Origin of the sequence: Mycolicibacterium bacteremicum (assembly GCF_002086115.1) — a bacterium.
In the GTDB taxonomy this organism is placed as follows: domain Bacteria; phylum Actinomycetota; class Actinomycetes; order Mycobacteriales; family Mycobacteriaceae; genus Mycobacterium; species Mycobacterium bacteremicum.
Genome location: NZ_MVHJ01000002.1, coordinates 140,118 through 163,986, shown reverse-complemented (window position 1 = coordinate 163,986; position 23,869 = coordinate 140,118). Strand labels below are relative to the sequence as shown.

Genomic DNA, 23,869 nt, shown 5'->3' with positions numbered 1-23,869 from the left:
GTGACCATCGAGCAATCGGCATCGGCGCCGAGCCTCCGGCGGGCCCGAACCATCCGTAATCCAGCCGACGTTGCGGCCATCCTGACCGGTCCCGAGGCGCCGCCGGCCAAGGCCCCCGGCCTTCAGCACCGCTATGTGCTGCAGATTGCCGATGTTGTGACATTGGCGGCATCTGCGGCACTCGGTGCGGTCGTGCTCAGCTTGGTGAGTCCGATCCGCGCCGGCAACCTCGGTGTCTTCGATGTGATTCTGGCGGCGATCGCCATGGCCGCGGCACTGCACCTACACGGGTTGTATCGCAGGCCCGCCGAGCGGCTGCGTCCCAGCGAATGGTGGTCGCCGAAGGTGGTGGCGCGGTGCCTGCCGACCGCCACGCTGTTCGCCCTGGCGGCGGATGCATTCCTGTTCGATCAGAGCCGCGGTCTCACCCTCACCGCCGCCGTCGCCATGACGCTTCCCGCCATCGTCCTCGTTCCGTTCGGACGCCGGCTCGTGGTGCGACTGTTCGAACCGACCGTGAGCAGGATCGTGGTCATCGGGACCGGACCGATCTCGGATCGGCTCACATCGCGTCTGGCCCGCTGCCCTGACACCTTTGTGGTCGGGCATGTCGATGAGAATCCCCGCGCGGGTGCACAAGTCATGGGCGCCCTGGCAGACCTGCCGGCGATCTGCGCTGAGCACCAGGTCGACCGTGTCATCGTCGCCTTCCCGAACGCGAGCGACGCCATGGTGCTGGAGGCACTGCGACAGTTGCAGGGCCAGGTGCCGGTCTCCGAGATTCCCCGGTACTTCGAATTGCACAACTGGCGCAGCAATGCCGAGGAACTGCGTGGCATTACCCTCATGCATCTCCCGACCGCGTCACTGGGCACCAGCGCACGCGTGATGAAGCGGGCAATGGATCTGACGCTTGCCACATGCGCGCTGCTGGTCGCCTCCCCCGTTCTGCTGGCCATCGCGATAGCCATCAAATTCGACAGCCCGGGTCCGGTCTTTTTCCGCCAAGAGCGCACCGGGCGGTCCGGAATGCCCTTCCGCATCTTCCAAGTTCCGTTCGATGACGGCAGATGCCTGGCAGCAGCGCGGTTCGGTCTCGGCGCAGAACGAGGTGGACGGGCCGTTGTTCAAGATGGCGCACGATCCCCGCGTGACCCGGGTCGGGGCGTTCATCCGGAAGACGAGTCTCGACGAACTTCCCCAGTTCATCAACGTCGTTTCGGGGCGAGATGTCTCTGGTGGGGCCCCGCCCGCTCCCGACCGAGGAGTCCGACCGTCTCGACGGTGCGGCCCTGGCGCGGCTGGATGTGAAGCCCGGCATCACCGGACTCTGGCAGGTTTGCGGCCGAAGCGATTTGACCTACGCCGATCTGCAGCATCTGGACTCGGTGTACGTGCGGTCCTGGTCGCTGATGTGGGATGTGCGCATCATGGCGCAGACCCCGAAGGTGGTGTTCGGGGGCAGTGGTGCGTACTGACCTCCTCGCGGCGGAAGCCGGCGAACAATCGCATGCCCTTAAGGCAGTGGTCGCAGCGCTCGTCGGAAACAACGAGTCGATAGGTTCGGCTTTCCGCACACTCGACGCTGCCGGATTTCGAGTCACGATCTGCGGGAATCGCATCTCCGTAAATGATGCGTTGTACGTCCAGTACACCGGGCGCTCTACCGGCGACGACGGCTCCGGCGCGGGCTCTTGGCTTTTCTACGGTTCAGACGACTCAACCGCGCGGACAACACCAACGGGAGATCTCATGACGACACGTAGCAACATCGAGTCAACGGTCATGGAGCAAGTCCGCGTCGGCAATGCTCTCAGAAAATTCAGCATTGCCGTGGTGGGAATGGGATATGTCGGCGTGCCAACAGCGCTCTCTTTCACCGACCAGGGCGCCCATGTCGTAGGCTATGACGTCAGCGAGAGCCGCCTGACCGCCATTAAAGACACGCGGATTGATCTGCTACCACGAGATCGTCCGCGGCTGGTTCGAGCCGTCGAAGACGAGCTTCTGCGGCTGACGACGGAGCCGTCGGCGATCGCCGATACTGACTTGGTCGTGGTGTGTGTCCCGACTCCGATCGATCACCATCTGACTCCGGACCTGAGTGCCCTCGCACGCGCGTGCGACACCGTGGTCAAGTACGCCCGGCGAGGCCAAGTCATCGTTCTCACATCCACGACTTACGCCGGATGCACGGCCGATCTACTGGTGCAGCCGTTGCAGCGGCGAGGATTCGAGGTCGGCACGGACATCTACGTTGCCTTCAGCCCAGAGCGTATAGACCCGGGCGTGGTAGACCACGCACCGGAGAAGACACCGCGTGTCATAGGCGGGCACACCCGAACCTGCAGTGAACGAGCCGCCGCGTTCCTTACCCATACGGCTGGAGCACTGCACACCGTGTCTTCGCCGAAAGCGGCAGAGATGACCAAGTTGATCGAGAACACATTCCGTGCGGTCAATATCGCACTCGCAAATGAGTTCGCGGACGCGGCCAGCGATCTTGAAGTCGACATCATGGAAGTCATTAGCGCCGCATCGACCAAGCCGTACGGGTACATGCCATTCTTCCCAGGGCCGGGTGTGGGTGGGCACTGCATTCCGTGTGATCCCCACTATCTACTGTGGCAACTGAAAGCAAAGCGAACCACGTCTCCGGTCGTCGATGCCGCGATGAACGCTATATCGGCCAGGCCCAGGGATGTCGTGGCAAAGGCTCAACGCGTTCTCGGCGAAAATGGAAAGCCATGCCGTGGAGCACGCATTCTCGTTGTGGGCGTCAGCTACAAGCCTGGTTTGGGTGATGTTCGCGAGTCTCCTGCTATGGCCATAATCGACCTGTTGGCTGAGGCCGGCGCCGAACTTTTCTACTGCGACCCGTACGTCGAAGCGGTGCACACTTCAGCAGGCGAGACGCTGTTCCACTACGCCGAACCGGAGCGGCAACAGTGGGATCTTGTTGTCGTACACACCGTTCACCCCGATACAGACAATTCGTGGCTGGCGGATCAGCCTACGGTCCTAGATGCCACATATCGGTTGCGGTTCCCCGGGATGCACACCCTTTGACGGTGCGTGATGTACCCGTTGGAAATGACGTGACCACCCTTGCGCTGGCGTACCCCATGCACGGGCAGCACAAACTGTCTAACGAGGGATATCGCACAAGAGACGGTCATATCATCGAGTGGCTAGGACGCTCTGCTGCACAAAGCCACCGACAAGTTGCGGTCGTCTCGCGGCCGGAGCCTGTCGTGCTGGCGTCAAGACGACGAATCCGCGGGCGCATCGCTGAAGGGTCTCACCCCATCCAAACATTCACTTGGAGGGTTCCCAGCTTGGATGCCAAGCATTGGTGGGTGCGGTCCGCCGGGGCCTACCCGAAGGTCGCTCTGGGTCAGCGCACTCCCGCGGTGATCTGGAATCCACTAGCAGCATCCGCACCGGTAGAACGGAACCCGTTCAAGACAGACCGTCCGGTAGTCCTCGACTTGCTTGATGACTGGACCATCCACCACGGCTTTGTGTCGATCAGGTCCGAGATAGAAGCCGCCTATCGACGTGCATTCGAGTCCAGTTCGACCGTATTTGCCAACTCCGAAGGTACGTTGGAACTTGCGCACCGATACGGCAGGACTGACGCAGTATTGATGCCAAACGGAGTAGATCCTGAGCGGTTTCAACAACATTCCACAGCCAGTGGTCCTATTACAGTTGGCTATGTCGGCAAGATCGGAAACCGCCTCGATGCACGGCTCATCGAGAACACATGCACCAGATTGCCGAAGATTCGATTCGTCTTCGCTGGCCAGATCCTCGACGCGAAGGGCCGCTTCCGGCGGCTCTTGACGTCGCTTCCAAACGTCGAGTGGCTAGGCGACGTTCAGTATGAGGACGTGCCAGATCTCATGGCCACGTTTGACGTCGGATGGGTGCCTCATTCGGTTGGTGTCGGCGAAGTTGGAGGCGACGCCATAAAAATCTACGAGTATCGAGCTAGCGGTTTACCCGTGCTTACGACACCGATCATCGGGGCCGGACGCGTGCTCAAGAACGGCGTATTCGTGTTGCGCGCGCAAGACCATCCGTCGTGGATTGCCGACACCGTCGGCACTCTCGAACGCGTTCCCAGGATCGTCGAAACGATCCCGCCGGTTCTCACTTGGCGGGAGAAGGCATCAACAGTGGCGCGGGCATTAGGCGTGGAGTTCACCGTATGAGTGTGGGTGCGGTGCAAAGCAGTACGTGGCGTCTCGGCTCTGCTTCGGTCGTTCTTGCGTTTGCCCTCGATCCGCTAGGCAACATACCCAATGTTGTAGTCCTGGTAGTTATCGCCATCGCGGCCGCCCAGGCGCTGACGATGCGGCGCACCAGTGCCGACCCGACAAACATCGCTCTGCTCGCCCTCAGCGCTTTGGTGGCGGTAATCGGGACCCTGGAGATATTGAATCCCAACGTTCCCTCTTTGACCGTCGGTCTACTCGGATTCCGCAAATCAATCGCCTTCGTTCTAGGCGTCGTGATCGGACTCGGATGGCTCGGATCTCGCATGAAGGGACTGCGTCTGGTCTGGTGGTGCATGTTCGTAAGCGCGTCTATCTCGCTAGCGGTGCACCTCTATTTCCCGATGATTGCCGCAGCCATCCCCAGAAGCGCCGACAAGTACACGTCTCTCATCGGCGGCATTGAGCGCATGCAAGGTCTGTTCGCCGGTCCTTTCCACGTTTCGATGCTCGGCGTGTTCCTCGTGCTTTCCGCAATGGCGCCGGCCACAGTCATCAGGTCCGGTTACCTGCGAGTCGCCGCCGTACTGGTAGGTCTTGGTTGTGTCTATTATTCGCAGGTCCGGACCGGTCTGGTGGCACTTGGCGTCGGCGCCTTGGTTATGGTTCTAGTAACCGGGAGTGTGAAGCAATGGGTTAGTAGACTATTCGCGTTCGTCGGTCTCGCACTTCTGGCCATGCTCTATATCGATCCCATCACCCAGTACCTGCGCCAGTTCACTGCCCTACGACTGCTTCTGGACGGCGGCCTGGACGATTCACGGTTCTCACAGCGGTACAAGTCTTGGTCAGACGGCTGGGAAATGATCGAGCGGTCCCCACTATGGGGCCACGGCTCAGGATCGGCAGGCGACACTCTGGGCCCCTACTTCGCCGGCGGATATCATCTGACGAGTCATAACACGTTCTTGAAGTACGCCGTGGAGGGCGGCGTACTTCAAGGGGTCATCTTCATCGCACTTTGCGTTGGATTAGCCATGGCTGTACGGCCCAGTCGTGATGTCACGCGGTTTGGACTGGCGGCAGGCTTGACCATGTTGGTGTTCGGACTCGTTGGTGCCGCAACAGAGGCTCTCCCAGTTTCGTTCGGTCTTGCAGTCGTCGTGGGACTCTGCGCGATGCGGAAGGCTGTAACTGAATCCACGGCGGGTGCGCAGACAGGCAGGCCACTCGCGCCGGCACCGGCACTCGTTCCACCCAACAAGTCCAAGGGTGGTTGATTGGTGTGAGTCTCCTAGCCACTGCACGGCTGGCGATAGTCTGGACCAGCCTCAGCCGGGTCGGCATCCAAGCATTACAGCTGCTGACTTTCATTGTTGCCGCTCGGTGGCTGACGCCGATCGAGTACGGCACGTTCGCGATCGTGGCATTGGTGACCACGTTCGCGACGCTGCTGAATGATTTTGGTCTGCAAGCAGCACTTATACACGAGGAAGCGCCGTCTCCTTCCCGACTTTCGACGGCGTTCTCAATGAATATTGCAGTCGGCGTACTCTTCTCGACGATCGTAGCGCTGGTCGCATACCCCGCTCAGTCGCTACTCGAATACCCTGATCTAGCAATAGCTCTCATAGTGTGCGGATCGGCGTTCGCCTTGTCCGTGACAGTTGTGCCGTCTGCCATCCTGCAGCGAGCCCTTCAGTTGGGCCGTCTGGCGGCGGTCGAGTTCGGATGCAGCCTATTTGGTTGCCTGGTATCTGTAATCCTGGCGGCAAATGGATTTGGCGTCGTCAGCCTGTCGGTCGGTCCGGTGGCTTCAGCACTGACGATGACGGTTGCCCTGACTGTCATGACGCGCTATGTGCCGACCGCCAAGCCTACTGTTGCCGACGCTCGATCACTATGGGGATTTAGCGGTTACCTGCTCGGGGTTAATTCCACATACTACATATTCAGAAACGTCGACACGATTGCGCTCACAGCGCTTGCGGGCCCGGCACAGGTGGGTTTGTACTCACGTGCTTATGCAATTGTGTCAGCGCCCGTTACGCAGGCCGGGGCTGTGATCAGTCGCGTGCTGTTCCCGATACTCGCTCGTACACAGGATGACCCGGATTCATTTCGTGAACGATGGCTGCGCACATCATACGCCAGTTTCGGCCTGTGCCTACCCGTCGCCATTACGGTCGGTGTCACATCGCCCTATATCGTGCGCATGCTGTTCCAGCCAGAATGGTGGCCGATGGCGGCAATCATGACGGCTTTATCTGTGGCCGTGCCCATGCGATTACTGTGCAACACCATCGGACCTGTGTTCCAAGCAACAGGTCATACGGGAGCTCTCTTCCACGTAACGATCGGACAAGGCGCAGCCACTGTCGCCGGCGTTTTGATCGGCACGTTCTGGGGTCCAATCGGTGTGGCGTGGGGCGTTGCGATAGCAAGTACTATCGGATCATATCTGCCACTCTCTGTCGGCCTCCGGTTCATGAACATGTCAATCATCAATATGCTTGGTGAGTTCAAGTGGATTCTTCTTGCTGGCGCAGCACAACTCCTCGCAATGTCATCGGTCCGGATGTGGGACGGGTTCGGTTCCGAAGGCGTATCTCTCGCTGCCTGCCTCACCCTGGGAACCGCGACATACGCCGCAGCGAGCTTCTCTTTGGATCGGCGTTTTCTGCGGCGCATCACCGGACGGACCTAGGAGGACAGGGCGCTTTCCTAGGCCGGGAGAGTTTCGGTGAGCCTCAGCGTTTCGTGACACCCGCGCGGATCCCAGGACTCCATGACTGCCATACGTCCGACCATCCGGATATCGGCATGGTTCCGAAGAATCTCGTAGTGGGGTCGTCCCAGAAAATCATCAACAATCACTGTGGCCGCGGGGTAGCGACTCATGGCCTTGAGAGCACATGCCACCCTGAAGCGGCCGTCGATGAGCACAAGATCTGGAACGCAGTCGAATCCGGTTGGAGCGTCGGAATATCGGCGAAACTGTTGCATACGTTCGGAGTCGACTCGCCCCAGCGGTCGGCCCCAGCGACCAGTCGGCCCGATGTCGGCGTGGTGGAATATCTGACTCGGACGAAGAAGGTCGTGACCCTCGATCTGCGCTCTTACCGCATCGAGAAACTTCCTGTCCGATTCGACGGTAGCGAACCGAACTCCCAGCTGCGCAGCGAGATAGGTAGACCCGCCCGAGCCGAACTCCAAGTAGCAGTCGGCTCCTTTGAGCCTGTCGGTAAACCATGCCGTTGTCTCGTCGCTGTCGAAATGCGGAGTCATCGGCGCGTTGATGCCACGAAATAGTCTCTCAGTGAGAAACTTGATGCGCCGCAGTGCATCTCCCGCCACAGTTACACCACTAGGACCATGGTCAGTTACGGACATTCCGAACCCCTCTCCGCCCAATCTGGATAATAACCGTTCGATAACAGCACTAGGCGGAAACAGAGTCCTGATAGCTTTTAATCAAGCCTCGACTGGCCGCGCCGGTGTGAAGGCCAACGCAATGCCGCGCGTTCGCGGGCCAAGACGCCTTGAGGCCGGAGTTCGCCCGTCAGATCATTTCGATACCCGCGGCAATTGAAAACAAAGGAGCGATGCCAGTAATGGATGTTGGTCGCCGAGCACTGATCGGAAAGGCGCTGGCGGCCGGGGCATTGGCACCCGCATCGCTCATGCTGGCGGGCTGCTCATCAGGCAACGCCGAGGAAACGATCCAATGCGCGACCGACGGCAAATCAATGGCCAGAACCAAAAACCCGCTGGAATTCGGTGCGCTCGGTGACGGTGTGAACGACGACACCGCCGCGATTCAGGCCACGTACACATCCCTGTTGTCTGAGGGCGGTGGCGCCATAGTGCTCCCTCCTGGGCGCTATCACATTCCGGGACATGTCGCTTTCGACCAACCGGGCGTGAGTATCATAAGCATCGGTGGTGCAGTGCTGGGTGGCGGCGAGTTGCGGGTCGGTCCTGCGGAGTATGCAAACGGCATGGGGGGCCTGGACTACTCCGGAGACGCAATCACGGGGCTTGTGTTTGACCAGGATGATAAGTATGGAAGCAAACGTTCCCTCGTCCTACGCAATGTCCGGGGCTTGGAAATCTCTCGAAATGTCTTCAGATCGGCCGGAAAAGGCATTGCCGCCGAAGAAGCAGACGGTAACTCGAAGTTCCACACCACGGCCATGATCCAAATTCGCGACAACCAGTTCTCTGGCGTCATGTTCGGCATCTATGGCGATACTTCGGCCTGGGACATCCTGTCGGACTGGCATATCACTGACAACTACTTCAACTACTGCCTGGATACCTCAGTTTGGCTGGCGTGCACGGACGGTAAGAATCCAGGCGGCATCGACGGCCTGAGCCTGTCTGGCAATACGATCTTCTCGATGAGTCACACCGCACGGACTGATCCGGGCTTTGTCACGAAGCGTTACAACATTCGTCTAGGTGAGACCAATTGGCTGCGAATAGTCAACAACAACTTCTTTGAGCCAGGTTTGTCCGCGGTGTATCTCGACAATCCGCGAAACTTCACCTTCGTCGGCAACCACATCGCCTGGCCGGGGCAACGCAAGCTAGGTGATGCCTTGGAGATCCGCAACGGCAGCCCGGTCGGCGTCATCGAAGGCAACACGTTCTCCATGTGGACACGGGCCGCCATCGGCCTCTACGACCTGAAGGATTTCAGCCGTCTCGAAATCGGCCAGAACGGCTGGCAGTGGAGCGAGTCGCCGACATCCTGGACAGGGGACGAACCACTTCCCGGGTACCGCGTCTTTGCCTCGGGTGACGGGATCGGGTATCCGATCGTGCGTGACTTCCAGGACACCGGTGCCTACGACAGTCTCAAAGGCGAACGTAGGCAGCTGTGTCGGGACATCAAGACACCCGGTGGCGGCATTACCGGGTGCTATCGGCGTGACATCCAAATCGGCGATGGGACAACTATATTCAACGTTTCCGACATCGCCGGCCGGTCGTCTTTCGGTGGTCTCATCTCAGTGACGGCGATGAGCACGTCGGACCAGGCGCTGGTGGCCAGCTATCTGCTGTTCGTGTCATCGCAGGGTTCGGTCTGCACCGTTGTCGAATCCGGCGGGCTCACCGCCGGGGAGGATGCCGAGCATCCCAGCTTCGAGTGGTCACTGGCGGATGGTGCGCTGTTGGCCAGGCCCGTCGGCAATGCCGCGGGCACCTACAACTTCGACGCGGTGGGAATCGGCACGGCGTCGCCGTCGTAGCGTCAGTCCGTGGGCTCCCGCATAGCATCAACGAAGCTTGCCAACCTCGCGTCGCCGGCCGGCGAGAACCCGGTCGATTCGACCTTCACCAAACTTAGCACGCTGTAGCGCGGCCGCGGCGCGACCGGCCCGGCCGCCGAGGCGAAGTACGAGTCCGTGCTGACACCGGTGACACGTCCAGGGTCGTGACCGGACAGCTCGAAAACCTGCCGAGCAATATCCGCCCACGAGGTGACCGGCCCCGATCCGGTGACGTTGTAGATTCCGAACGGTGCATCGGTATCCAGCAGATGCCGGATGGCTCGGGCGATCTCGTCGGCGAAGGTCAGTCGTCCGAACTGGTCATCGACCACGGACGGATCCACACCCCGGTCGGCCAGCGCAAGCATGGTGGTGACGAAGTTCCGCCCCTCACCTATCACCCACGATGTCCGCACGATGTAATGCCTTGGCACAGTGGCGACGATCTGATCGCCGGCCGCCTTGGTCTGGCCGTATACGCCGAGCGGACTGGCGGGGTGGTCCTCCCGATAGGGTGATTCGCTGGCACCGTCGAAGACGTAGTCGCTCGAGATGTGTACCAGGGTGATGCGGTACCGGCAGGCGACGCGCGCCAATTCGGCCACCCCGGCGACATTGGTGTTCCACGCTGCCGTTCGTCCCGCGGCCGTCTCGGCAGCATCCACCGCCGTGTAGGCAACGGCGTTGATGATCGTGGCGTACTGGCCCCACGGACGAGCACCGTCGAGACTTACTCCGCCCAGCTCGATATCGGATCGGTCGACGAACTCGACATGGTCCGCCCCGGCGTACATCTGCCGCAGCGCCCGGCCGACTTGTCCTGCGGCGCCGAGCACCAGGATCTTGCGGGGCGGCATCGGAGCAACCGACGACAACGGTGGGTGACTGCGATCCTTCGCCGACAGCTCGGCATCGGACAATGCGATCGGCCAGTCGATGGCCAGTGCCTCATCCCCCAGATTCACCGCCGTGTAATCGGCATCCGGACTCCAGTGGTCATTGACCAGATAGATGTACCCGGTCTCGTCCTCCAAGGCTTGGAACGCATTTCCGACGCCGCGCGGTACGAAAACCGCCCGGCCGGCGTCTATCTCCGCCGTGTGGACGTTGCCGAAAGTCGATCCAGCACGCAGGTCGACCCACGCACCGAAGATCCGTCCGGACACCACCGAGACGAGTTTGTCCCATGGTTCGGCATGGATGCCTCGTGTCGTACCTGCCACGGCGTTGAACGACACGTTGTTTTGTACCGGGCCAAAATCCGGCAGACCGACCGCGGCCATCTTCTCCCGGTGCCAGTTCTCTTTGAACCAGCCGCGGTTGTCCCCGTGCACCGGTATTTCCAGGACCAACAGGCCGGGGATCGCCGTGTTGCTCGTGGACAGTGCTTTTTCGAAGTCGACCACGTGGCGTCACTGACCGATTCGGGCGTAGAAGGCCTCGGTTTCATCTTTGGCCGGCGCCCACCACTGGTCGTTCTCGCGGTACCAGTCGATGGTGGCTGACAGCCCTGCCTCGAAGTCCGAATACCTCGGTCGCCAACCGAGTTCCTGACGTACCTTCGTCGCATCGATCGCGTAACGCAGGTCATGACCGGACCGGTCGGTGACGTGGTCATAGCCGTCTGCCGGCTGCCCCATGAGCCGCAGGATCATCTCGACCACCTGCTTGTTGTTCTTCTCACCGTCGGCACCGATGAGGTAGGTCTCGCCCACTCGCCCTCTCTCCAGGATGGTCAGCACGGCCGACGAGTGGTCGTCGGCGTGGATCCAGTCCCGCACGTTCTCGCCTGCGCCGTACAGCTTCGGTCGGAGGCCGCGAAGCACGTTGGTGATCTGGCGCGGAATAAATTTCTCCACGTGCTGGTAGGGGCCGTAATTGTTGGAACAGTTCGAGATGGTGGCCGCGACACCGAATGACCGGACCCACGCCCGCACCAGAAGATCGCTTCCCGCTTTGGTCGACGAGTACGGCGAAGACGGGTTGTAGGGCGTGGACTCGTCGAACCTCATGGGGTCGTCCAGAGGAAGGTCGCCATACACCTCATCGGTCGAAATATGGTGCAGCCGAGTTCCGTGCGTACGGACTGCTTCCAGCACTGTGAACGTACCGACGATATTGGTCTGCACAAAGGGTGCCGGATCATGCAGCGAGTTGTCGTTGTGGGATTCGGCGGCAAAGTGCACCACCGCATCGGCGTCCGCCACCAGCGCGTGCACCACTTCACGGTCGGCAACATCGCCTTGCACCAATCGAAGACGCCGTTCGGGCAGACCCACGAGGGAGGCACGATTGCCCGCGTAGGTGAGCTTGTCGAGCACCGTCACGTCATGATCGGTGTTGTCGATGACGTGGTGCACGAAGTTCGACCCGATGAACCCAGCTCCACCGGTGACCAGCAGCCGGGCCATCAGCGCCTCTTGTCCAGCAGGCCCAGCAGATACGTGCCGTATCCGGACTTCACGAGTTTCTCTGCACACGAACGCAATTCGTCATCACTGATGTAACCCTGTCGCCAGGCCACTTCTTCGGGAGCCCCGATCTTCAACCCGGTGCGCCGCTCAACGGTCCGCACATAATCGGCAGCCTCGCTCATCGCGTCAAAGGTGCCGGTATCCAGCCACGCCGTCCCGCGCGGTAAGACTTCGGCATGCAGACGGCCGGCCCGCAGATACGCGAGGTTGACGTCGGTGATCTCATACTCACCGCGACTACTCGGCTTCAGGTCGCGGGCGATCGACACAACGTCGTTGTCGTAGAAGTACAGGCCCGTGACGGCATAGTTACTCTTCGGCTCGCGCGGCTTTTCCTCAAGCGAGACAGCAGAATTGTTGCTGTCGAACTCGATCACCCCGTACGCGGAGGGTTCAGCTACCCAGTAGGCGAAAATTGCACCACCATCGATATCGGCGAAGCGTTTGAGCTGCGTTCCCAGGCCGGGTCCGTAGAGCAGATTGTCCCCGAGCACCAGCGCAACCTTCTCTGCGCCAATGAAGTCGGCACCGATCGTGAAGGCCTGAGCAAGCCCATCCGGGGCTGGCTGTTTGGCATAACTGATCGAGATACCGAACTGCGAACCATCCCCCAGCAGCCGTACGAAATGGTCGGCATCATGCGGGGTGGTGATCACCAGGATGTCACGAATTCCGGCCAGCATCAGAGTGCTCAGCGGGTAGTAGACCATCGGCTTGTCGTAAATGGGAACCAACTGCTTGGACATACCCATGGTGATCGGGTGCAGGCGTGTGCCCGATCCACCCGCCAATATGATTCCCTTCACCGCCACATCGTGGCACAGACACACCTGACCGGCCCACGTACTTGACGAGCCCACTGCTGCCACAACGAGGGCGCCGCCGGTGGCGAACTTTGCCCGTCAACGCGGATACTGAACGCAATACACAGATCCGAAGCAAGGAGAGTCACCCTGCACGTCTTATTCGTGTGCACCGGCAACATCTGTCGGTCCCCCACCGCAGAGCGACTCGCCGCGGCGAATTCGTCCACAGTTGACGCAGCCATCACCGCTTCCAGCGCCGGAACCCATGCCGTGATCGGCCATCCCGTCCATCCTCATGCTGACAAGGTGCTGCGTGACCTCGGCGGCGATCCGGACGGTTTTGTGGCTCGTCAACTCACCGGGAAGATCGCGGCCGGGGCTGATCTTGTCCTCACGATGAGCAGGGCACATCGTGACGCGGTACTCGAACTCGCCCCACAGCGGCTCAACCGCACTTTCACCTTGGCAGAGGCGTCGCGGTTGGTGACCGAGATGGACGCGCAGTCGGTCCGGGATCTCGCGTTGCTGCGCCCGCACCTCAGCGCCGACGAGACGCTCGACATCCCCGATCCCATCGGCCAGAGTCCCGACGTCTTCGCCTCCGTCGGCCGCCAGATCGCTGAGCTTCTGCCACCCATACTCGAACTCTGCCGCCCTCGATGAGTGCGCGGGTCCGCGATCGTCGCCGACGATCCGGTGCACGTCTGCGGGTGACGGCCCCCGTGGCCGTCGGGCTGGCTGCGCTCATCTACGTGGCGGTCGCCATGGCGGCCAGGACGTTGCCGTTGTCGAATCTCGTGGCGCTGGTCCTTGCCGCGTCCTCGCCCTACCTACCGCTGATCGCGCTGCTGGCCGTCGTTCTTTTGGTGTTCTCGCGCCGCACGCTGCTGTCCCTGCTGGCGGTGGCGGCGATGGTCGGCACGCTGGCGGTTCAACTGCCCTGGTACTACGGCGGTCGGCCCGCCGACGTCGGCGCCCACGCGCAGATCCGGGTGCTGTCCTCAAACCTGCTGCACGGCCATGCCGATGCCGACTTCTTCCTCGACCTCGCTGATAGCGCCGATGTCATCACCGTCTCGGAGCTGACCCCCGAGGCTGCCACCCGGCTCGACGACGCCGGTATCGATGCGGCCTTCCCGTACTCGGCCCTGGTACCTCGACCGGAGTCCGAGGGAATGGGCCTGTGGAGCCGTTTCCCGCTGACCCGGCTGCCGCCGTCGAAGTATGAGAACAACTTCGTCGCGGTGCGAATCCAGGTTCCCGGTGTTCGCAACGATCCACTGGTTTCAAGTGTGCATCTGATGTCACCGGTCGCCGGTGGCGCCAACACCTTCGAGCACTGGCGCCACAACATCGAACACACCAGATCCGAGCTCATCGACTACGCCCGGACCGCTGGTGACGCCGCCGTCATCATCGCCGGCGACTTCAACAGCACCGTCGACTTCCGTCAGTTCCGCGATCTGCTGGACACCGGATATCAGGACGGCGTCCGGCAGACCGGAGCCGGCTTCTCACCGACCTTCTCCCCCAACCACCTGATACCGCCGGTCATCACCATCGACCATGTGCTGACCCGCAACTCGGCGGTCACGTCGATCCACACCGTCGCGATCCCCGAGACCGATCACCGGGCATTGCTGGCCACCATCGCCGTCCCGTTCGATCCCTGGAAACGCCGAAACCCCGCCACCAGGGCGGGGTTTCGGGACTAACTGGGGTTCAGGCTCAGGCCTGGACGTCCTCGGTGAAGTTGCGGGTGACCGCCGGATCGACCGGGATGCCGGGGCCGGTGGTGGTCGAGACGGTGACCTTCTTCAGGTAACGACCCTTCGACGACGACGGCTTGGCACGCAGCACCTCGTCGAGGGCGGCTCCGTAGTTCTCGGCCAACTTCTCGGCGTCGAACGACGCCTTGCCGATCACGAAGTGCAGGTTGGCCTGCTTGTCGACGCGGAAGTTGATCTTGCCGCCCTTGATGTCGGTGACGGCCTTGGCCACATCGGCGGTCACGGTGCCCGTCTTCGGGTTCGGCATCAGGCCACGCGGGCCCAGCACACGGGCGATACGACCGACCTTGGCCATCTGATCGGGCGTCGCGATGGCGGCGTCGAAGTCCAGGAAACCGCCCTGGATCTTCTCGATCAGGTCGTCGCTGCCGACGATATCGGCGCCGGCAGCGGTAGCCTGCTCGGCCTTCTCACCCACGGCGAACACCGCGACGCGCGCGGTCTTGCCGGTGCCGTGCGGCAGGTTGACGGTGCCACGCACCATCTGGTCTGCCTTGCGCGGATCGACGCCGAGGCGGATGGCGACCTCGACGGTCGCATCCTGCTTCTTCGACGACGTGTCCTTGGCCAGGCGGGCCGCCTGCAACGGGGTGTAGAGATTGTCGCGGTCCACCTTCTCGGCGGCCTCGCGATAGGCCTTGCTGCTCTTGCTCATTGATGTCTCCAGTTCAGAGGGTGTGGTTGCCGGGCCGAAGCGGGCCCTCCCACGGATTGCTTGGTACCAGTTACTCGACGGTGATGCCCATGGAGCGGGCGGTGCCGGCGATGATCTTCGCCGCGGCGTCGATGTCGTTGGCGTTGAGGTCTTCCTTCTTGGTCTCGGCGATCTCGCGCACCTGGTCCCAGGTCACCTTGGCAACCTTGGTGGTGTGCGGGGTGCCGGAGCCCTTCTGCACACCGGCTGCCTTGAGCAGCAGCTTGGCGGCGGGCGGGGTCTTCAGCGCGAACGTGAAGCTGCGGTCCTCGTAGACACTGATCTCCACGGGGATGACGTTTCCGCGCTGCGACTCGGTCGCGGCGTTGTACGCCTTGCAGAATTCCATGATGTTGACGCCGTGCTGGCCGAGCGCCGGACCCACGGGCGGAGCAGGGTTGGCCTGCCCGGCCTGGATCTGGAGCTTGATCAACCCGACGACCTTCTTCTTCGGGGCCATGCTCTGGTTTTTCCTTCTCTCTTGGGCCCAGCCGATATCCGGGCCCGAAAACTAAATCTTGGCGACCTGGGTGAACGTCAGCTCGACCGGCGTCTCGCGGCCGAAGATCGACACCAGCACCTTGAGCTTCTGCTGCTCGGCGTTGACCTCGCTGATCGAGGCCGGCAGCGTCGCGAACGGGCCGTCCATCACGGTGACGGACTCGCCGACCTCGAAGTCGACCAGGATCTCCGGACGCTCCAGCGTCGCCTCGCTCGACGCGGCGGCGGCAGCCTTCGCGGCGGCGGGCTTCTTGGCTGCCGCCGGCGGCAGCAGGAACTTCACCACGTCGTCCAACGTCAGCGGGGACGGCTTGGACGTCGCACCCACGAAACCGGTGACGCCCGGGGTGTTGCGCACGGCGCTCCACGACTCGTCGGTCAGATCCATCCGGACCAGGATGTAGCCGGGCAGCACCTTGCGGTTGACCTGCTTGCGCTGGCCGTTCTTGATCTCGGTGACCTCTTCGGTGGGCACCTCGACCTGGAAGATGTAGTCGCCGACGTCGAGGTTCTGCACACGGGTCTCGAGGTTGGCCTTCACCTTGTTCTCGTAACCGGCGTACGAGTGGATGACGTACCAGTTGCCCGGGCGGGTGCGCAGGTCCTTCTTCAGCGCGGTCGCCGGATCGACTTCCTCTTCCTCGGCGGCCGCGTCCTCGTCAGCCTCGGCCGCGGGAGCCTCAGCCGCCGGAGCCTCGTCGGCTTCCGCAGTCACGGCGGTCTCGTCGATCACGTCGACGACGGCTTCACCCTCAGGCGTGTCGGCGTCGAAGTTTTCGTCGCCGTCGAAGCTAGTCACGGTTGCAGTCCTCTCTCATACTTCCGGGTCAGCCGAAAATGATTCCCACGAGCTTCACGAGCCCGAGATCGGCCAATCCGATCAGCGTCACCATGAACGCCAGGAACACCAGGACCACAGTCGTATAGGTGACCATCTGCTTACGGTTCGGCCAGATGACCTTGCGCAGTTCGGTGACGACCTGCTTCAGGTAGTTCCAGACGAAGGCGAACGGGTTGACCCGCGAGCCCTCTTTCTTGGCCGGCTTGGCGGCCTTGGTGCGCTTGGCTGCCTTCTCACCGGAGTCGGCGTCGGCATCACCGGACTCGACGGTCTCCGACGTCTCCGTCTCGTCATCGATGACGCCGACGGCCGCGCGTCGCGTCCGCTTTCCGGTGGGACGCAGCGGGCGGGCGGCTGCCGCGGTCGGGCCGGCCGTCTCGCCGCCCTCGGGCGCCTCGTCCGCCGAAGGCCCCAGTGCCGGCTTGTCGTCGCTCACCGCATGCCTTTCGTCTGGTTACGTGTGGTCACCTTCCAGTGTCCACACTTGTCGAGTATTCAGTTGAGCAGGGGCGACAGGACTTGAACCTGCAACCTGCGGTTTTGGAGACCGCTGCTCTGCCAATTGAGCTACGCCCCTTCGTTCAGGGCCTCACACAGTTGCGCGCTCTCCGATCGGTCGATTTCCGAACCGACGGACAGCGCGCTGTAGTGGGAAAACCCCGAGGACCGAGTGTACATCGGTCCAAGTACTACTTACTAATCCCCCGCATCTGCGGTGCGCAGCACCTGTCCGGACTCCCGGTCGTAGCGCACCGAGACGGAGTTGTCGCCCTCGTGGCCCATCAGCGTGGTGTACGCCTCCATGACCACCTCGTCGTTCTCGTCCCGCAGGATGTTGCGGGTGACGACGATGTCGGCGTTGAACCGATTGTCGACCGACATGATCTCCAGCTCCGCGTGCAGATGATCGCCCACCTTGATCGGGCGGGTGTACACGAAGCGCTGATCGACCTGGATGATCTGCATGGTCTCCATGCCGACGTCGACATTGCGGAAGAAGTCCTGCTGGACCAGGTTGGCCAGGATCGACACGAATGTCGGTCCGGCGACCAACGTGTCGTGGCCCAGTTCGGCGGCGGCCTCTTCGTTCATCGAGGCCGGGTGCTCGGACTTGACCGACCTGGCGAACAGCTTGACCTGCTCACGACCGACGGTGAACACCTCGGGGTACTTGTAGACCATGCCGAGCAGGTCGGGACGCAGCGCCATGAATCAGGCCAGCTTCGCGACCGCGATGGCACGGCCGAAGATCTTCTTGCCACCGGTGGTCGCAGACAGCGCGATGGTGACCGACTTCGACTCGGCGTCAACAGACTTCACTCGCCCGCTGAACACGATCTCGGCGCCGACGCCGTCGTTGGGCACGGGCACCACGGCGGTGAACCGCACGTTGTACTCGGTGACCGCGGCGGGGTCGCCGACCCAGTTGGTGACAAAGCCGCCACCCAGACCCATGGTCAGCATGCCGTGCGCGATCGCGGTGTCCAGACCGACCTGCTTGGCGATCTCGTCATCCCAGTGGATCGGGTTCAAATCGCCGGAGACGCCGGCGTAGTTGACCAGGTCCTGACGGGTCAGTTGGATTGTCTGCTCGGGGAGGGTGTCCCCGACGCTGACCGAACTGAACTCACGCAGTGCCATCTGAAAAGCCCTCTTCTCCGTCGCCCGAACGCCCCGCCAGGGTCGTGTAGGCCTCCTGCACAACCTCACCGTGTTCATTGGTGATGATGTTCTTCGTGACGATGATGTCGGTGCCGTGCGCCTGTCGCACCGAGTCCACATAGACGTCGCAATACAACCGATCGCCCGCCCGGATCGGCTTGGCGAACTTGAGAGCCTGATCCACCTGGACGATCTGTGCGTCCTGGATCGCGATGTTCGCGTCGTTGAAGAAAGCCAACTGCGCCGCGTAGCCGAAGATGCAGATGAACGTCAGCGGCGCCGGCAGGCTCTGGTGGCCCAGTTCGGCGGCGACAGCCTCATCGAAATAGAAAGCATCGTCGTTCTTGACGGCTACGGCGTGCTCGCGAATCTTCTCGCGGCCGACTTCGTAGGCGTCGGGGTAGCGGAAATGCCTCCCGACGAGTTTCTCCGACAGCGCCACGACCAGGGGCTAACGCGACTCTTTGTGGGGCTGGTGGTGACCGCAGTTCGGGCAGAACTTCTTGATCTCCAGCCGGTCAGGGTCGTTCCGCCGGTTCTTCTTCGTGATGTAGTTACGGTGCTTGCACACCTCGCAGGCCAAAGTGATCTTCGGCCGTACGTCGGTACTCGACGCCACGTCTCTTGCCTCTCGTTGTTCTGCCTGTAGCGGTGGGGAGGCTCGATCTCCCGACCTCACGATTATGAGTCGTGCGCTCTAACCAGCTGAGCTACACCGCCCCGATCGACGCGGGCGGAGCTCCGCCGGGCGCGTCCACCGAGCCCCCTAACGGAATCGAACCGTTGACCTTTTCCTTACCATGGAAACGCTCTGCCGACTGAGCTAAGGGGGCCTTGCACTACCTTCGGCCGTAGGGCCTTAAAGAGGGTACATTCTCGCTGTTCCTGCTGCCAAAACGGCTGGTCTGAGGGCGGTTTTCCGGGTCTCCGCGGGGTTCGCTCCGCCGAGATTCACATCAGGGACGCTTTCCGGCACGGGGACGTCCCTGACGTGAATCTCAAGCAGCGCTTCTTCGTCTGGCCTCCAGCGTCCTCGCCACTCGGGCAAGAGTGTCGCCCAGACGGTCCTCGGCGATCACCCTGACCATCGCCCACTTCTGCTGCTCCAGCGCACGGTTCACCTTCAGATCCTGGATGTATCGCTGCCGGTCGGTCTGATGTTGGCGGCCGTCGTACTGAACGCCCACCTTGAGGTCCTCCCAGCCCATGTCGACCTTCGCCACGATCCGGCCCTTCTCGTCGAAGACCGGGATCTGCGTCCGGGTCGGTCGCATTCCCGCATCGGTCAAGGCCAGCCGCAACCACGTCTCGCGGGGCGATTCCGCTCCGTCATCGGACAGCTCGAGCGCGGTTTTGAGTCTGCGGATGTTGCGGGCGCTCGGATACCGGTCGATCAGAGGTAGCACCTCGTCCACCGCCACCTGCCAACACCAGAGCAAGGCGTCCATCCGCATAACCGCCTCATCTCGTGGCAGATGCCTGCCCAGATCGAAAAGAGTTCGAGCGGCAGTCGTCACCGGAATCCCGTGAATCGTCATCACCTCGTCCGGCGCATAAACCTCATTGCGGACGATCACGCCTGCGGCCGGCCGGGTACTCCGCCCGAGCATCTCGATCGGAACATCGTCGGCGACCCACCTGGCGTGATGCAAGGCAGATGCCGCCACCCCTGCAATCACTCCCCGACGGTTCGACCACAGCCACGCCGCCTCCGCCCGTTCACGCAGCGTCGGGTTCGGCGGGCCGTAGACATTCGGACAGATTCGCTTATAGCGCCGACGGAGTTCATTCCGAGTGACCTTGCCCGCCGCCAAGGCCTCGCTGCCGATAAAGACGCCCATGGTCAGATGCCGGCAGCGGCCCCCGACAACCTGGCCGAGGTTCACACCAGGGACGCATCCGATCGGTCACACGTCCCTAATGTGAATCTCACGGCCGAAACCCTAGGACAACAGCCAGTCGTTCGGGCTGAACAGCTCGCTGTGCACCCGGGTCACCCCGCGGGCCAGCAGCTGATCGCGCACCGCGCGGACGAATCCGTCGTTGCCGCAGAGGTAGACCTCGGCGTCCTCGGGCAGCTCGACGCCGTCCAGCGACATCAGGTCCTCGTACCAGACTTGCAAGGACGCACCGGGCAGCCCGTCGACAAGCTCGCGCTGCCGCTCCCGCAGCGGATGGGTCTGCGCGCTGCGGTCGGCGTGCAGCACCTGCACCCGGGCATCCACGGGCAAGGTTTCCAGGATGCCGATCATCGGGGTGATGCCGATGCCCGCCGAGATGAGCACCAGCGGGACCCCGGGTGCCGGCACCGGCAGATCCCCGAACGGGACGGTGACATCGACCAGATCCCCGACGCGAAGGTTGTCCCGGATCCACTCCGACACCTCGCCGGCCGGCTTGACCGCGAAGGTCAGCCGACCGTCACCCGGCTTGTTCACCAGGCTGTACTGGCGCAGCTGGCGGGCGCCGTCGGGCAACGTCACCCCCACTGAAACATATTGTCCAGGTTCGAAGTTCGCCTCGCATGCGACGGTCACCAGCACGGCCCCGGAGGGATCGTCGACCCGGTTCAGTACCCGGGCGCGCCGGTAGACGTCACCCGCGGACACGCCGGCCTGCTCGTAGAGGCCACGCTCCATGTCGATCAGCGTGTCGGCCATGATCCAGAAGACACGGTCCCACGCCTCGACCACCTCGGCGGTCACGGTCTCGGCGCCCAGCACCTCGACGATCGCGGCGAACAGATGCTCGTGCACGATCGGGTACTGGTCGGCGGTGACGCCCAGGGACGCATGCTTGTGCCCGATCCGGGAGAGCAGTTCGGCCGGGTGCGGTAGGTCGGGGTCGATCAGGTGGGTCGCGAAGGTGGCGATCGACGCGGCCAACGCCCGCTGCTGGGCACCGTGGGCCTGGTTGCCGCGGTTGAACAGGTTGCGCAACAGGGCCGGATGGGCGTCGAAGAGCCGCGAATAGAAGGTGCGGGTGATCGCGTCGATGTTGGCTCCGACCAACGGCAGGGTGGCCTTGATCATCTCGGCGTGGGCGGGCTGCAGTTCCTCGTGCGCAGCGACGACGGTCATCGGGTGGTCCTTTCCAGCGGGAGGGTCACGACCGGCAGCAAGCCGCTGCCGGTGAGGTCTTGGAGGGTGTGGTTGTCGAGCTCGCGGTAGAAGGCCTCCTTGGCCTCGGCCAGCACGCGACGCAGTCGACACCCGGCGATCAGTGGGCAAGGCCGGCCGCCGTCGCAATCGATCACCTCGGTATCGCCTTCGAGCCTTCGCACCAGCCAGCCGAGCGACACCGTGCGCCCCGCCTCGGTGAGCGAAAGCCCGCCGACACGACCGCGTTTGGCGTTGACCATGCCGAGGTCGACCAACCGCGCGACCGCCTTGGCGACGTGGTGCTCGGAGGCGTCGGCGCCGGTGGCGATCGTCCGGGTGGTGATGCGGCGATCGGCGGCGTCCCCCGCGGCCAGCAGCATCATCGTGCGCAGACCCAGGTCGGTGAACCGGGTGAGTTGCATGGCCCTGACGCTAGTAATCCTGCATCTGGAATACCAGATATCGCGCCAGTGGCCTTAAATACACGTTGACGTGCGGTTTTTGGACCTGCGGTTATGGGCGGTACGACGCTTACCCATAAGGTGTTGCGCATGGCTTCCGATACCGATCGCCTGTACTTCCGCCAATTGCTGTCGGGCCGCGACTTCGCAGCGGCCGATCCGATCGCTCAGCAGATGCGCAACTTCGCCTATCTGATCGGCGACCGCGAGACCGGCGAGGCTGTGCTGGTGGATCCGGCCTACTCGGCCGGTGAGCTCGTCGACGCCCTGGAGGCCGACGGCATGCGCTTGTCCGGGGTGCTGGTCAGCCACCACCACCCCGACCACGTCGGCGGGACCATGATGGGTTTCACGCTGGCCGGTGTGGCCGAACTACTGGACCGCGTCAGCGTGCCGGTGCACGTCAACGCCCTTGAGGCCGAATGGGTTTCGAACGTCACGGGCATCGCGATGAGCGAGCTCACCAGCCACCGGCATGGCGACAAGGTCAGCGTCGGCGGAATCGACATCGAATTGCTGCACACCCCCGGACACACCCCGGGCAGCCAGTGCTTCCTGCTCGACGGTCGCCTGGTCGCCGGGGACACCTTGTTCCTCGAGGGCTGCGGCCGCACCGATTTCCCCGGCGGCAACGTCGACGACATGTTCCGCAGCCTGCAATCGCTGTCGACGTTGCCGGGTGATCCGACGGTGTTCCCGGGCCACTGGTACTCGACCGAACCGAGCGCTGCGCTCTCGGAGGTGAAGCGCTCCAACTACGTCTATCGCGCCAGCAATCTCGACCAATGGCGCATGTTGATGGGCGGCTGACGGAGTCGCCCGGCCGGCGATAATCTCGCGACGTTTTGCTGGCTGGACTATTGTGCGAGGTCACAGCGCCCCGGTGGCGCGCGTTAGGGAGGAAGCCCTGCATGACGACACCGCCGACCACGGCCGGCTGGTATCCGGATCCCGACGGGTCCGGAGGTCAACGCTACTGGGATGGCGCGGCCTGGACGGCTCAACGCCCTGACGCCCCCGAGTCCACCGAGGAGACGTCGGCCTGGCCCGCGGAGTTGCCGCCGTGGCCTGAGGACGACATGGCGATGCCGTCATGGGAGGACGCCGGCAAGAACGAGCCGCCGGTGAGCGAGCCCGAGACGTCGGCCGAGCCGGAGGTGTCCGCCGAGCCGGAGACCCCTGCCGTGGTGCCGACCGACACCTCCGACGAACCCGAGCCTGCCCACGATCCGGTATCCGATCAGACCACCACCGTCGTACAGCAGACCGAGCAGCCGACCGCCGTCGTGCCGTTGCCGCGCGACGTTGAGGCGCCGTCGGCACCTGGGTGGCCCGAACCCGAGCAGCCGACCGCCGTCGTCTCCACGTCGACCCCGCCGCCCGTCGAGCCCGTATCGTTCGCCGCAGGCCCGGAACCGGCGCCCGCGGGCAGCCCGCTCAAGAAGTATCTGATCGGCGTCGGCGCGTTGGCGGCGGTGTTGGTCGGAGTGCTCGTGTGGGCATTCGCCTTCGCCGATCCCGGTACGGACGCGGCCGAGGCGACCGGTACGGACGTGACCACCGAGACCGGTGTGGCCAGTGAGTCCGCCGACCCCACAACGGATTCCGCCGCGCCCGCGCCCGGCGACACCCCGGCCGCCGGGTCGGCGGTCGACGGTGACGTCACGATCACCCAGAACGGCGTCGAGATCGTCCCGACGGTGTCGGCGATCGACAACGAATTCCTGACCAAGACGGCGGCCGGGCAGTTCGTCATCGTCAAGCTCAATCTGGTGAACAACGGCCAATCCCCCGCCACATTCCTGTCCGACCAGCAGGTACTGACCGTCGGCGGGCAGCCCTACAGCCCCGACACCGAAGCGACGTTCTACCTCAACGGCATCTCCGCCGTGCTGTATCCGGGCCAGCCGGTCGACGTGACGATCGCCTTCGATGTTCCCTCGGGAAGTACTCCGGAGTCGATTCGGGTTCTCGGCGATCTCGGTAGCCCTGGGGCACTGATTCCGCTCAGCTGAGCTGAAGTTGCCTGCTCCGCGC

At 62.9% G+C, this 23,869-nt stretch carries 25 protein-coding genes, 3 tRNA genes and 2 pseudogenes; 12 read left to right on the top strand and 18 right to left on the bottom strand.

Annotated elements, in window-relative coordinates; all coding sequences use genetic code 11:
- Positions 1-264: 264 nt before the first annotated feature.
- The 7 genes and pseudogenes from BST17_RS29915 to BST17_RS03105 all read left to right on the top strand — a co-directional run.
- Positions 265-987: pseudogene (locus BST17_RS29915) on the top strand (nucleoside-diphosphate sugar epimerase/dehydratase); the annotation flags it as partial.
- A 73-nt stretch (positions 988-1,060) separates the two neighbouring features.
- Positions 1,061-1,168, top strand: a pseudogene (locus BST17_RS29820) (hypothetical protein); the annotation flags it as partial.
- 61 nt (positions 1,169-1,229) lie between these two features.
- A complete protein-coding gene (locus BST17_RS29560; protein WP_234807525.1) occupies positions 1,230-1,478 on the top strand; it encodes a sugar transferase in 249 nt (82 codons plus the stop codon).
- Positions 1,465-3,069, top strand: coding sequence for a nucleotide sugar dehydrogenase (locus BST17_RS03120; RefSeq protein ID WP_234807511.1), 1,605 nt, complete (start codon positions 1,465-1,467; stop codon positions 3,067-3,069). The genes BST17_RS29560 and BST17_RS03120 overlap by 14 nt, the downstream gene beginning before the upstream one ends.
- Positions 3,070-3,338: 269 nt before the next feature.
- Entirely contained in the window at positions 3,339-4,220 is an 882-nt protein-coding gene (locus BST17_RS03115) for a glycosyltransferase (RefSeq protein WP_165762202.1), read from the top strand.
- Positions 4,217-5,503, top strand: coding sequence for an O-antigen ligase family protein (locus tag BST17_RS03110; RefSeq protein ID WP_083055473.1), 1,287 nt, complete (start codon positions 4,217-4,219; stop codon positions 5,501-5,503). Before BST17_RS03115 ends, BST17_RS03110 begins: the two co-directional genes overlap by 4 nt.
- Before the next feature lie 5 nt (positions 5,504-5,508).
- Entirely contained in the window at positions 5,509-6,930 is a 1,422-nt protein-coding gene (locus BST17_RS03105) for a lipopolysaccharide biosynthesis protein (RefSeq protein WP_165762201.1), read from the top strand.
- Positions 6,931-6,947: 17 nt separating this feature from the next.
- On the opposite strand, the gene BST17_RS03100 is transcribed toward BST17_RS03105, so the two are convergent.
- Complete coding sequence (locus tag BST17_RS03100) at positions 6,948-7,580, bottom strand: hypothetical protein (protein WP_133053501.1); 633 nt, start codon at positions 7,578-7,580, stop codon at positions 6,948-6,950.
- A gap of 257 nt (positions 7,581-7,837) precedes the next feature.
- Between BST17_RS03100 and BST17_RS03095 the strand changes: the two genes are divergently transcribed.
- Positions 7,838-9,481 (top strand): glycosyl hydrolase family 28-related protein, encoded by a 1,644-nt coding sequence (locus BST17_RS03095; protein ID WP_165762200.1) that lies wholly within the window; start codon positions 7,838-7,840, stop codon positions 9,479-9,481.
- Between the two features lie 2 nt (positions 9,482-9,483).
- Here BST17_RS03095 and BST17_RS03090 read toward each other — a convergent pair whose 3' ends face one another.
- The 3 genes from BST17_RS03090 to rfbA are packed head-to-tail and all read right to left on the bottom strand — an operon-like array spanning position 9,484 to position 12,782.
- On the bottom strand, positions 9,484-10,908 hold the full coding sequence (locus tag BST17_RS03090) for a sugar nucleotide-binding protein (RefSeq protein ID WP_083055469.1): 1,425 nt from the start codon (positions 10,906-10,908) through the stop codon (positions 9,484-9,486).
- A 6-nt stretch (positions 10,909-10,914) separates the two neighbouring features.
- Positions 10,915-11,913 (bottom strand): dTDP-glucose 4,6-dehydratase, encoded by a 999-nt coding sequence (rfbB, locus tag BST17_RS03085; RefSeq protein ID WP_083055468.1) that lies wholly within the window; start codon positions 11,911-11,913, stop codon positions 10,915-10,917.
- On the bottom strand, positions 11,913-12,782 hold the full coding sequence (rfbA, locus tag BST17_RS03080; RefSeq protein ID WP_083055659.1) for a glucose-1-phosphate thymidylyltransferase RfbA: 870 nt from the start codon (positions 12,780-12,782) through the stop codon (positions 11,913-11,915). The genes rfbB and rfbA overlap by 1 nt, the downstream gene beginning before the upstream one ends.
- Positions 12,783-12,929: 147 nt before the next feature.
- Here rfbA and BST17_RS03075 point away from each other — a divergent pair, with 147 nt between their 5' ends.
- A complete protein-coding gene (locus BST17_RS03075) occupies positions 12,930-13,445 on the top strand; it encodes an arsenate reductase/protein-tyrosine-phosphatase family protein (RefSeq protein WP_083055467.1) in 516 nt (171 codons plus the stop codon).
- Positions 13,446-13,492: 47 nt separating this feature from the next.
- On the top strand, positions 13,493-14,497 hold the full coding sequence (locus tag BST17_RS03070) for an endonuclease/exonuclease/phosphatase family protein (RefSeq protein WP_234807510.1): 1,005 nt from the start codon (positions 13,493-13,495) through the stop codon (positions 14,495-14,497).
- A 13-nt stretch (positions 14,498-14,510) separates the two neighbouring features.
- Here BST17_RS03070 and rplA read toward each other — a convergent pair whose 3' ends face one another.
- The 14 genes from rplA to BST17_RS03000 form a co-directional block, all read right to left on the bottom strand.
- Positions 14,511-15,227, bottom strand: a complete 717-nt coding sequence (gene rplA, locus BST17_RS03065; protein ID WP_083055465.1) for a 50S ribosomal protein L1 — start codon at positions 15,225-15,227, stop codon at positions 14,511-14,513.
- 70 nt (positions 15,228-15,297) lie between these two features.
- Positions 15,298-15,726, bottom strand: coding sequence for a 50S ribosomal protein L11 (gene rplK / locus BST17_RS03060; protein WP_068000652.1), 429 nt, complete (start codon positions 15,724-15,726; stop codon positions 15,298-15,300).
- Positions 15,727-15,777: 51 nt separating this feature from the next.
- Positions 15,778-16,566, bottom strand: coding sequence for a transcription termination/antitermination protein NusG (gene nusG, locus BST17_RS03055; RefSeq protein WP_083055464.1), 789 nt, complete (start codon positions 16,564-16,566; stop codon positions 15,778-15,780).
- Positions 16,567-16,594: 28 nt separating this feature from the next.
- Positions 16,595-17,044, bottom strand: a complete 450-nt coding sequence (gene secE, locus BST17_RS03050) for a preprotein translocase subunit SecE (RefSeq protein ID WP_083055463.1) — start codon at positions 17,042-17,044, stop codon at positions 16,595-16,597.
- Between the two features lie 68 nt (positions 17,045-17,112).
- Positions 17,113-17,185: transfer RNA gene (locus BST17_RS03045), tRNA-Trp, on the bottom strand.
- Between the two features lie 119 nt (positions 17,186-17,304).
- Entirely contained in the window at positions 17,305-17,817 is a 513-nt protein-coding gene (hadC, locus tag BST17_RS03040; RefSeq protein WP_083055462.1) for a (3R)-hydroxyacyl-ACP dehydratase subunit HadC, read from the bottom strand.
- Between the two features lie 3 nt (positions 17,818-17,820).
- On the bottom strand, positions 17,821-18,249 hold the full coding sequence (gene hadB, locus BST17_RS03035; RefSeq protein WP_083055461.1) for a (3R)-hydroxyacyl-ACP dehydratase subunit HadB: 429 nt from the start codon (positions 18,247-18,249) through the stop codon (positions 17,821-17,823).
- Positions 18,236-18,712 (bottom strand): (3R)-hydroxyacyl-ACP dehydratase subunit HadA, encoded by a 477-nt coding sequence (hadA, locus tag BST17_RS03030; RefSeq protein ID WP_083055460.1) that lies wholly within the window; start codon positions 18,710-18,712, stop codon positions 18,236-18,238. The genes hadB and hadA overlap by 14 nt, the downstream gene beginning before the upstream one ends.
- Positions 18,713-18,721: 9 nt before the next feature.
- Positions 18,722-18,889, bottom strand: coding sequence for a 50S ribosomal protein L33 (gene rpmG, locus BST17_RS03025; protein WP_023985310.1), 168 nt, complete (start codon positions 18,887-18,889; stop codon positions 18,722-18,724).
- 27 nt (positions 18,890-18,916) lie between these two features.
- Positions 18,917-18,990, bottom strand: a tRNA-Met gene (locus BST17_RS03020).
- Positions 18,991-19,030: 40 nt separating this feature from the next.
- A tRNA-Thr gene (locus BST17_RS03015) sits at positions 19,031-19,103 on the bottom strand.
- A 165-nt stretch (positions 19,104-19,268) separates the two neighbouring features.
- The gene (locus BST17_RS03010; RefSeq protein ID WP_083055658.1) at positions 19,269-20,111 is read right to left on the bottom strand and encodes a hypothetical protein; all 843 of its coding nucleotides are present in this window, start codon (positions 20,109-20,111) and stop codon (positions 19,269-19,271) included.
- A 102-nt stretch (positions 20,112-20,213) separates the two neighbouring features.
- A complete protein-coding gene (locus BST17_RS03005; RefSeq protein ID WP_083055459.1) occupies positions 20,214-21,350 on the bottom strand; it encodes a globin domain-containing protein in 1,137 nt (378 codons plus the stop codon).
- Positions 21,347-21,793, bottom strand: coding sequence for an RrF2 family transcriptional regulator (locus BST17_RS03000; protein ID WP_083055458.1), 447 nt, complete (start codon positions 21,791-21,793; stop codon positions 21,347-21,349). Before BST17_RS03000 ends, BST17_RS03005 begins: the two co-directional genes overlap by 4 nt.
- 129 nt (positions 21,794-21,922) lie before the next feature.
- Here BST17_RS03000 and BST17_RS02995 point away from each other — a divergent pair, with 129 nt between their 5' ends.
- Entirely contained in the window at positions 21,923-22,642 is a 720-nt protein-coding gene (locus BST17_RS02995; RefSeq protein WP_083055457.1) for an MBL fold metallo-hydrolase, read from the top strand.
- A gap of 101 nt (positions 22,643-22,743) precedes the next feature.
- Positions 22,744-23,847, top strand: coding sequence for a DUF4352 domain-containing protein (locus BST17_RS29555; protein WP_083055456.1), 1,104 nt, complete (start codon positions 22,744-22,746; stop codon positions 23,845-23,847).
- Positions 23,848-23,869 lie beyond the last annotated feature (22 nt).

Excerpts from the sequence above, each read along its gene's own strand:
- BST17_RS29560 (WP_234807525.1), top strand. The coding sequence starts at position 1,230 with ATGTCTCTGGTGGGGCCCCGCCCGCTCCCGACCGAGGAGTCCGACCGT.
- BST17_RS03110 (WP_083055473.1), top strand. The coding sequence starts at position 4,217 with ATGAGTGTGGGTGCGGTGCAAAGCAGTACGTGGCGTCTCGGCTCTGCT.
- BST17_RS03095 (WP_165762200.1), top strand. The coding sequence starts at position 7,838 with ATGGATGTTGGTCGCCGAGCACTGATCGGAAAGGCGCTGGCGGCCGGG.
- rfbB (WP_083055468.1), bottom strand. The coding sequence starts at position 11,913 with ATGGCCCGGCTGCTGGTCACCGGTGGAGCTGGGTTCATCGGGTCGAAC.
- rplA (WP_083055465.1), bottom strand. The coding sequence starts at position 15,227 with ATGAGCAAGAGCAGCAAGGCCTATCGCGAGGCCGCCGAGAAGGTGGAC.
- rplK (WP_068000652.1), bottom strand. The coding sequence starts at position 15,726 with ATGGCCCCGAAGAAGAAGGTCGTCGGGTTGATCAAGCTCCAGATCCAG.
- hadC (WP_083055462.1), bottom strand. The coding sequence starts at position 17,817 with ATGGCGCTGCGTCCCGACCTGCTCGGCATGGTCTACAAGTACCCCGAG.
- hadB (WP_083055461.1), bottom strand. The coding sequence starts at position 18,249 with ATGGCACTGCGTGAGTTCAGTTCGGTCAGCGTCGGGGACACCCTCCCC.
- BST17_RS03010 (WP_083055658.1), bottom strand. The coding sequence starts at position 20,111 with ATGGGCGTCTTTATCGGCAGCGAGGCCTTGGCGGCGGGCAAGGTCACT.
- BST17_RS03005 (WP_083055459.1), bottom strand. The coding sequence starts at position 21,350 with ATGACCGTCGTCGCTGCGCACGAGGAACTGCAGCCCGCCCACGCCGAG.
- BST17_RS03000 (WP_083055458.1), bottom strand. The coding sequence starts at position 21,793 with ATGCAACTCACCCGGTTCACCGACCTGGGTCTGCGCACGATGATGCTG.
- BST17_RS02995 (WP_083055457.1), top strand. The coding sequence starts at position 21,923 with ATGGCTTCCGATACCGATCGCCTGTACTTCCGCCAATTGCTGTCGGGC.
- BST17_RS29555 (WP_083055456.1), top strand. The coding sequence starts at position 22,744 with ATGACGACACCGCCGACCACGGCCGGCTGGTATCCGGATCCCGACGGG.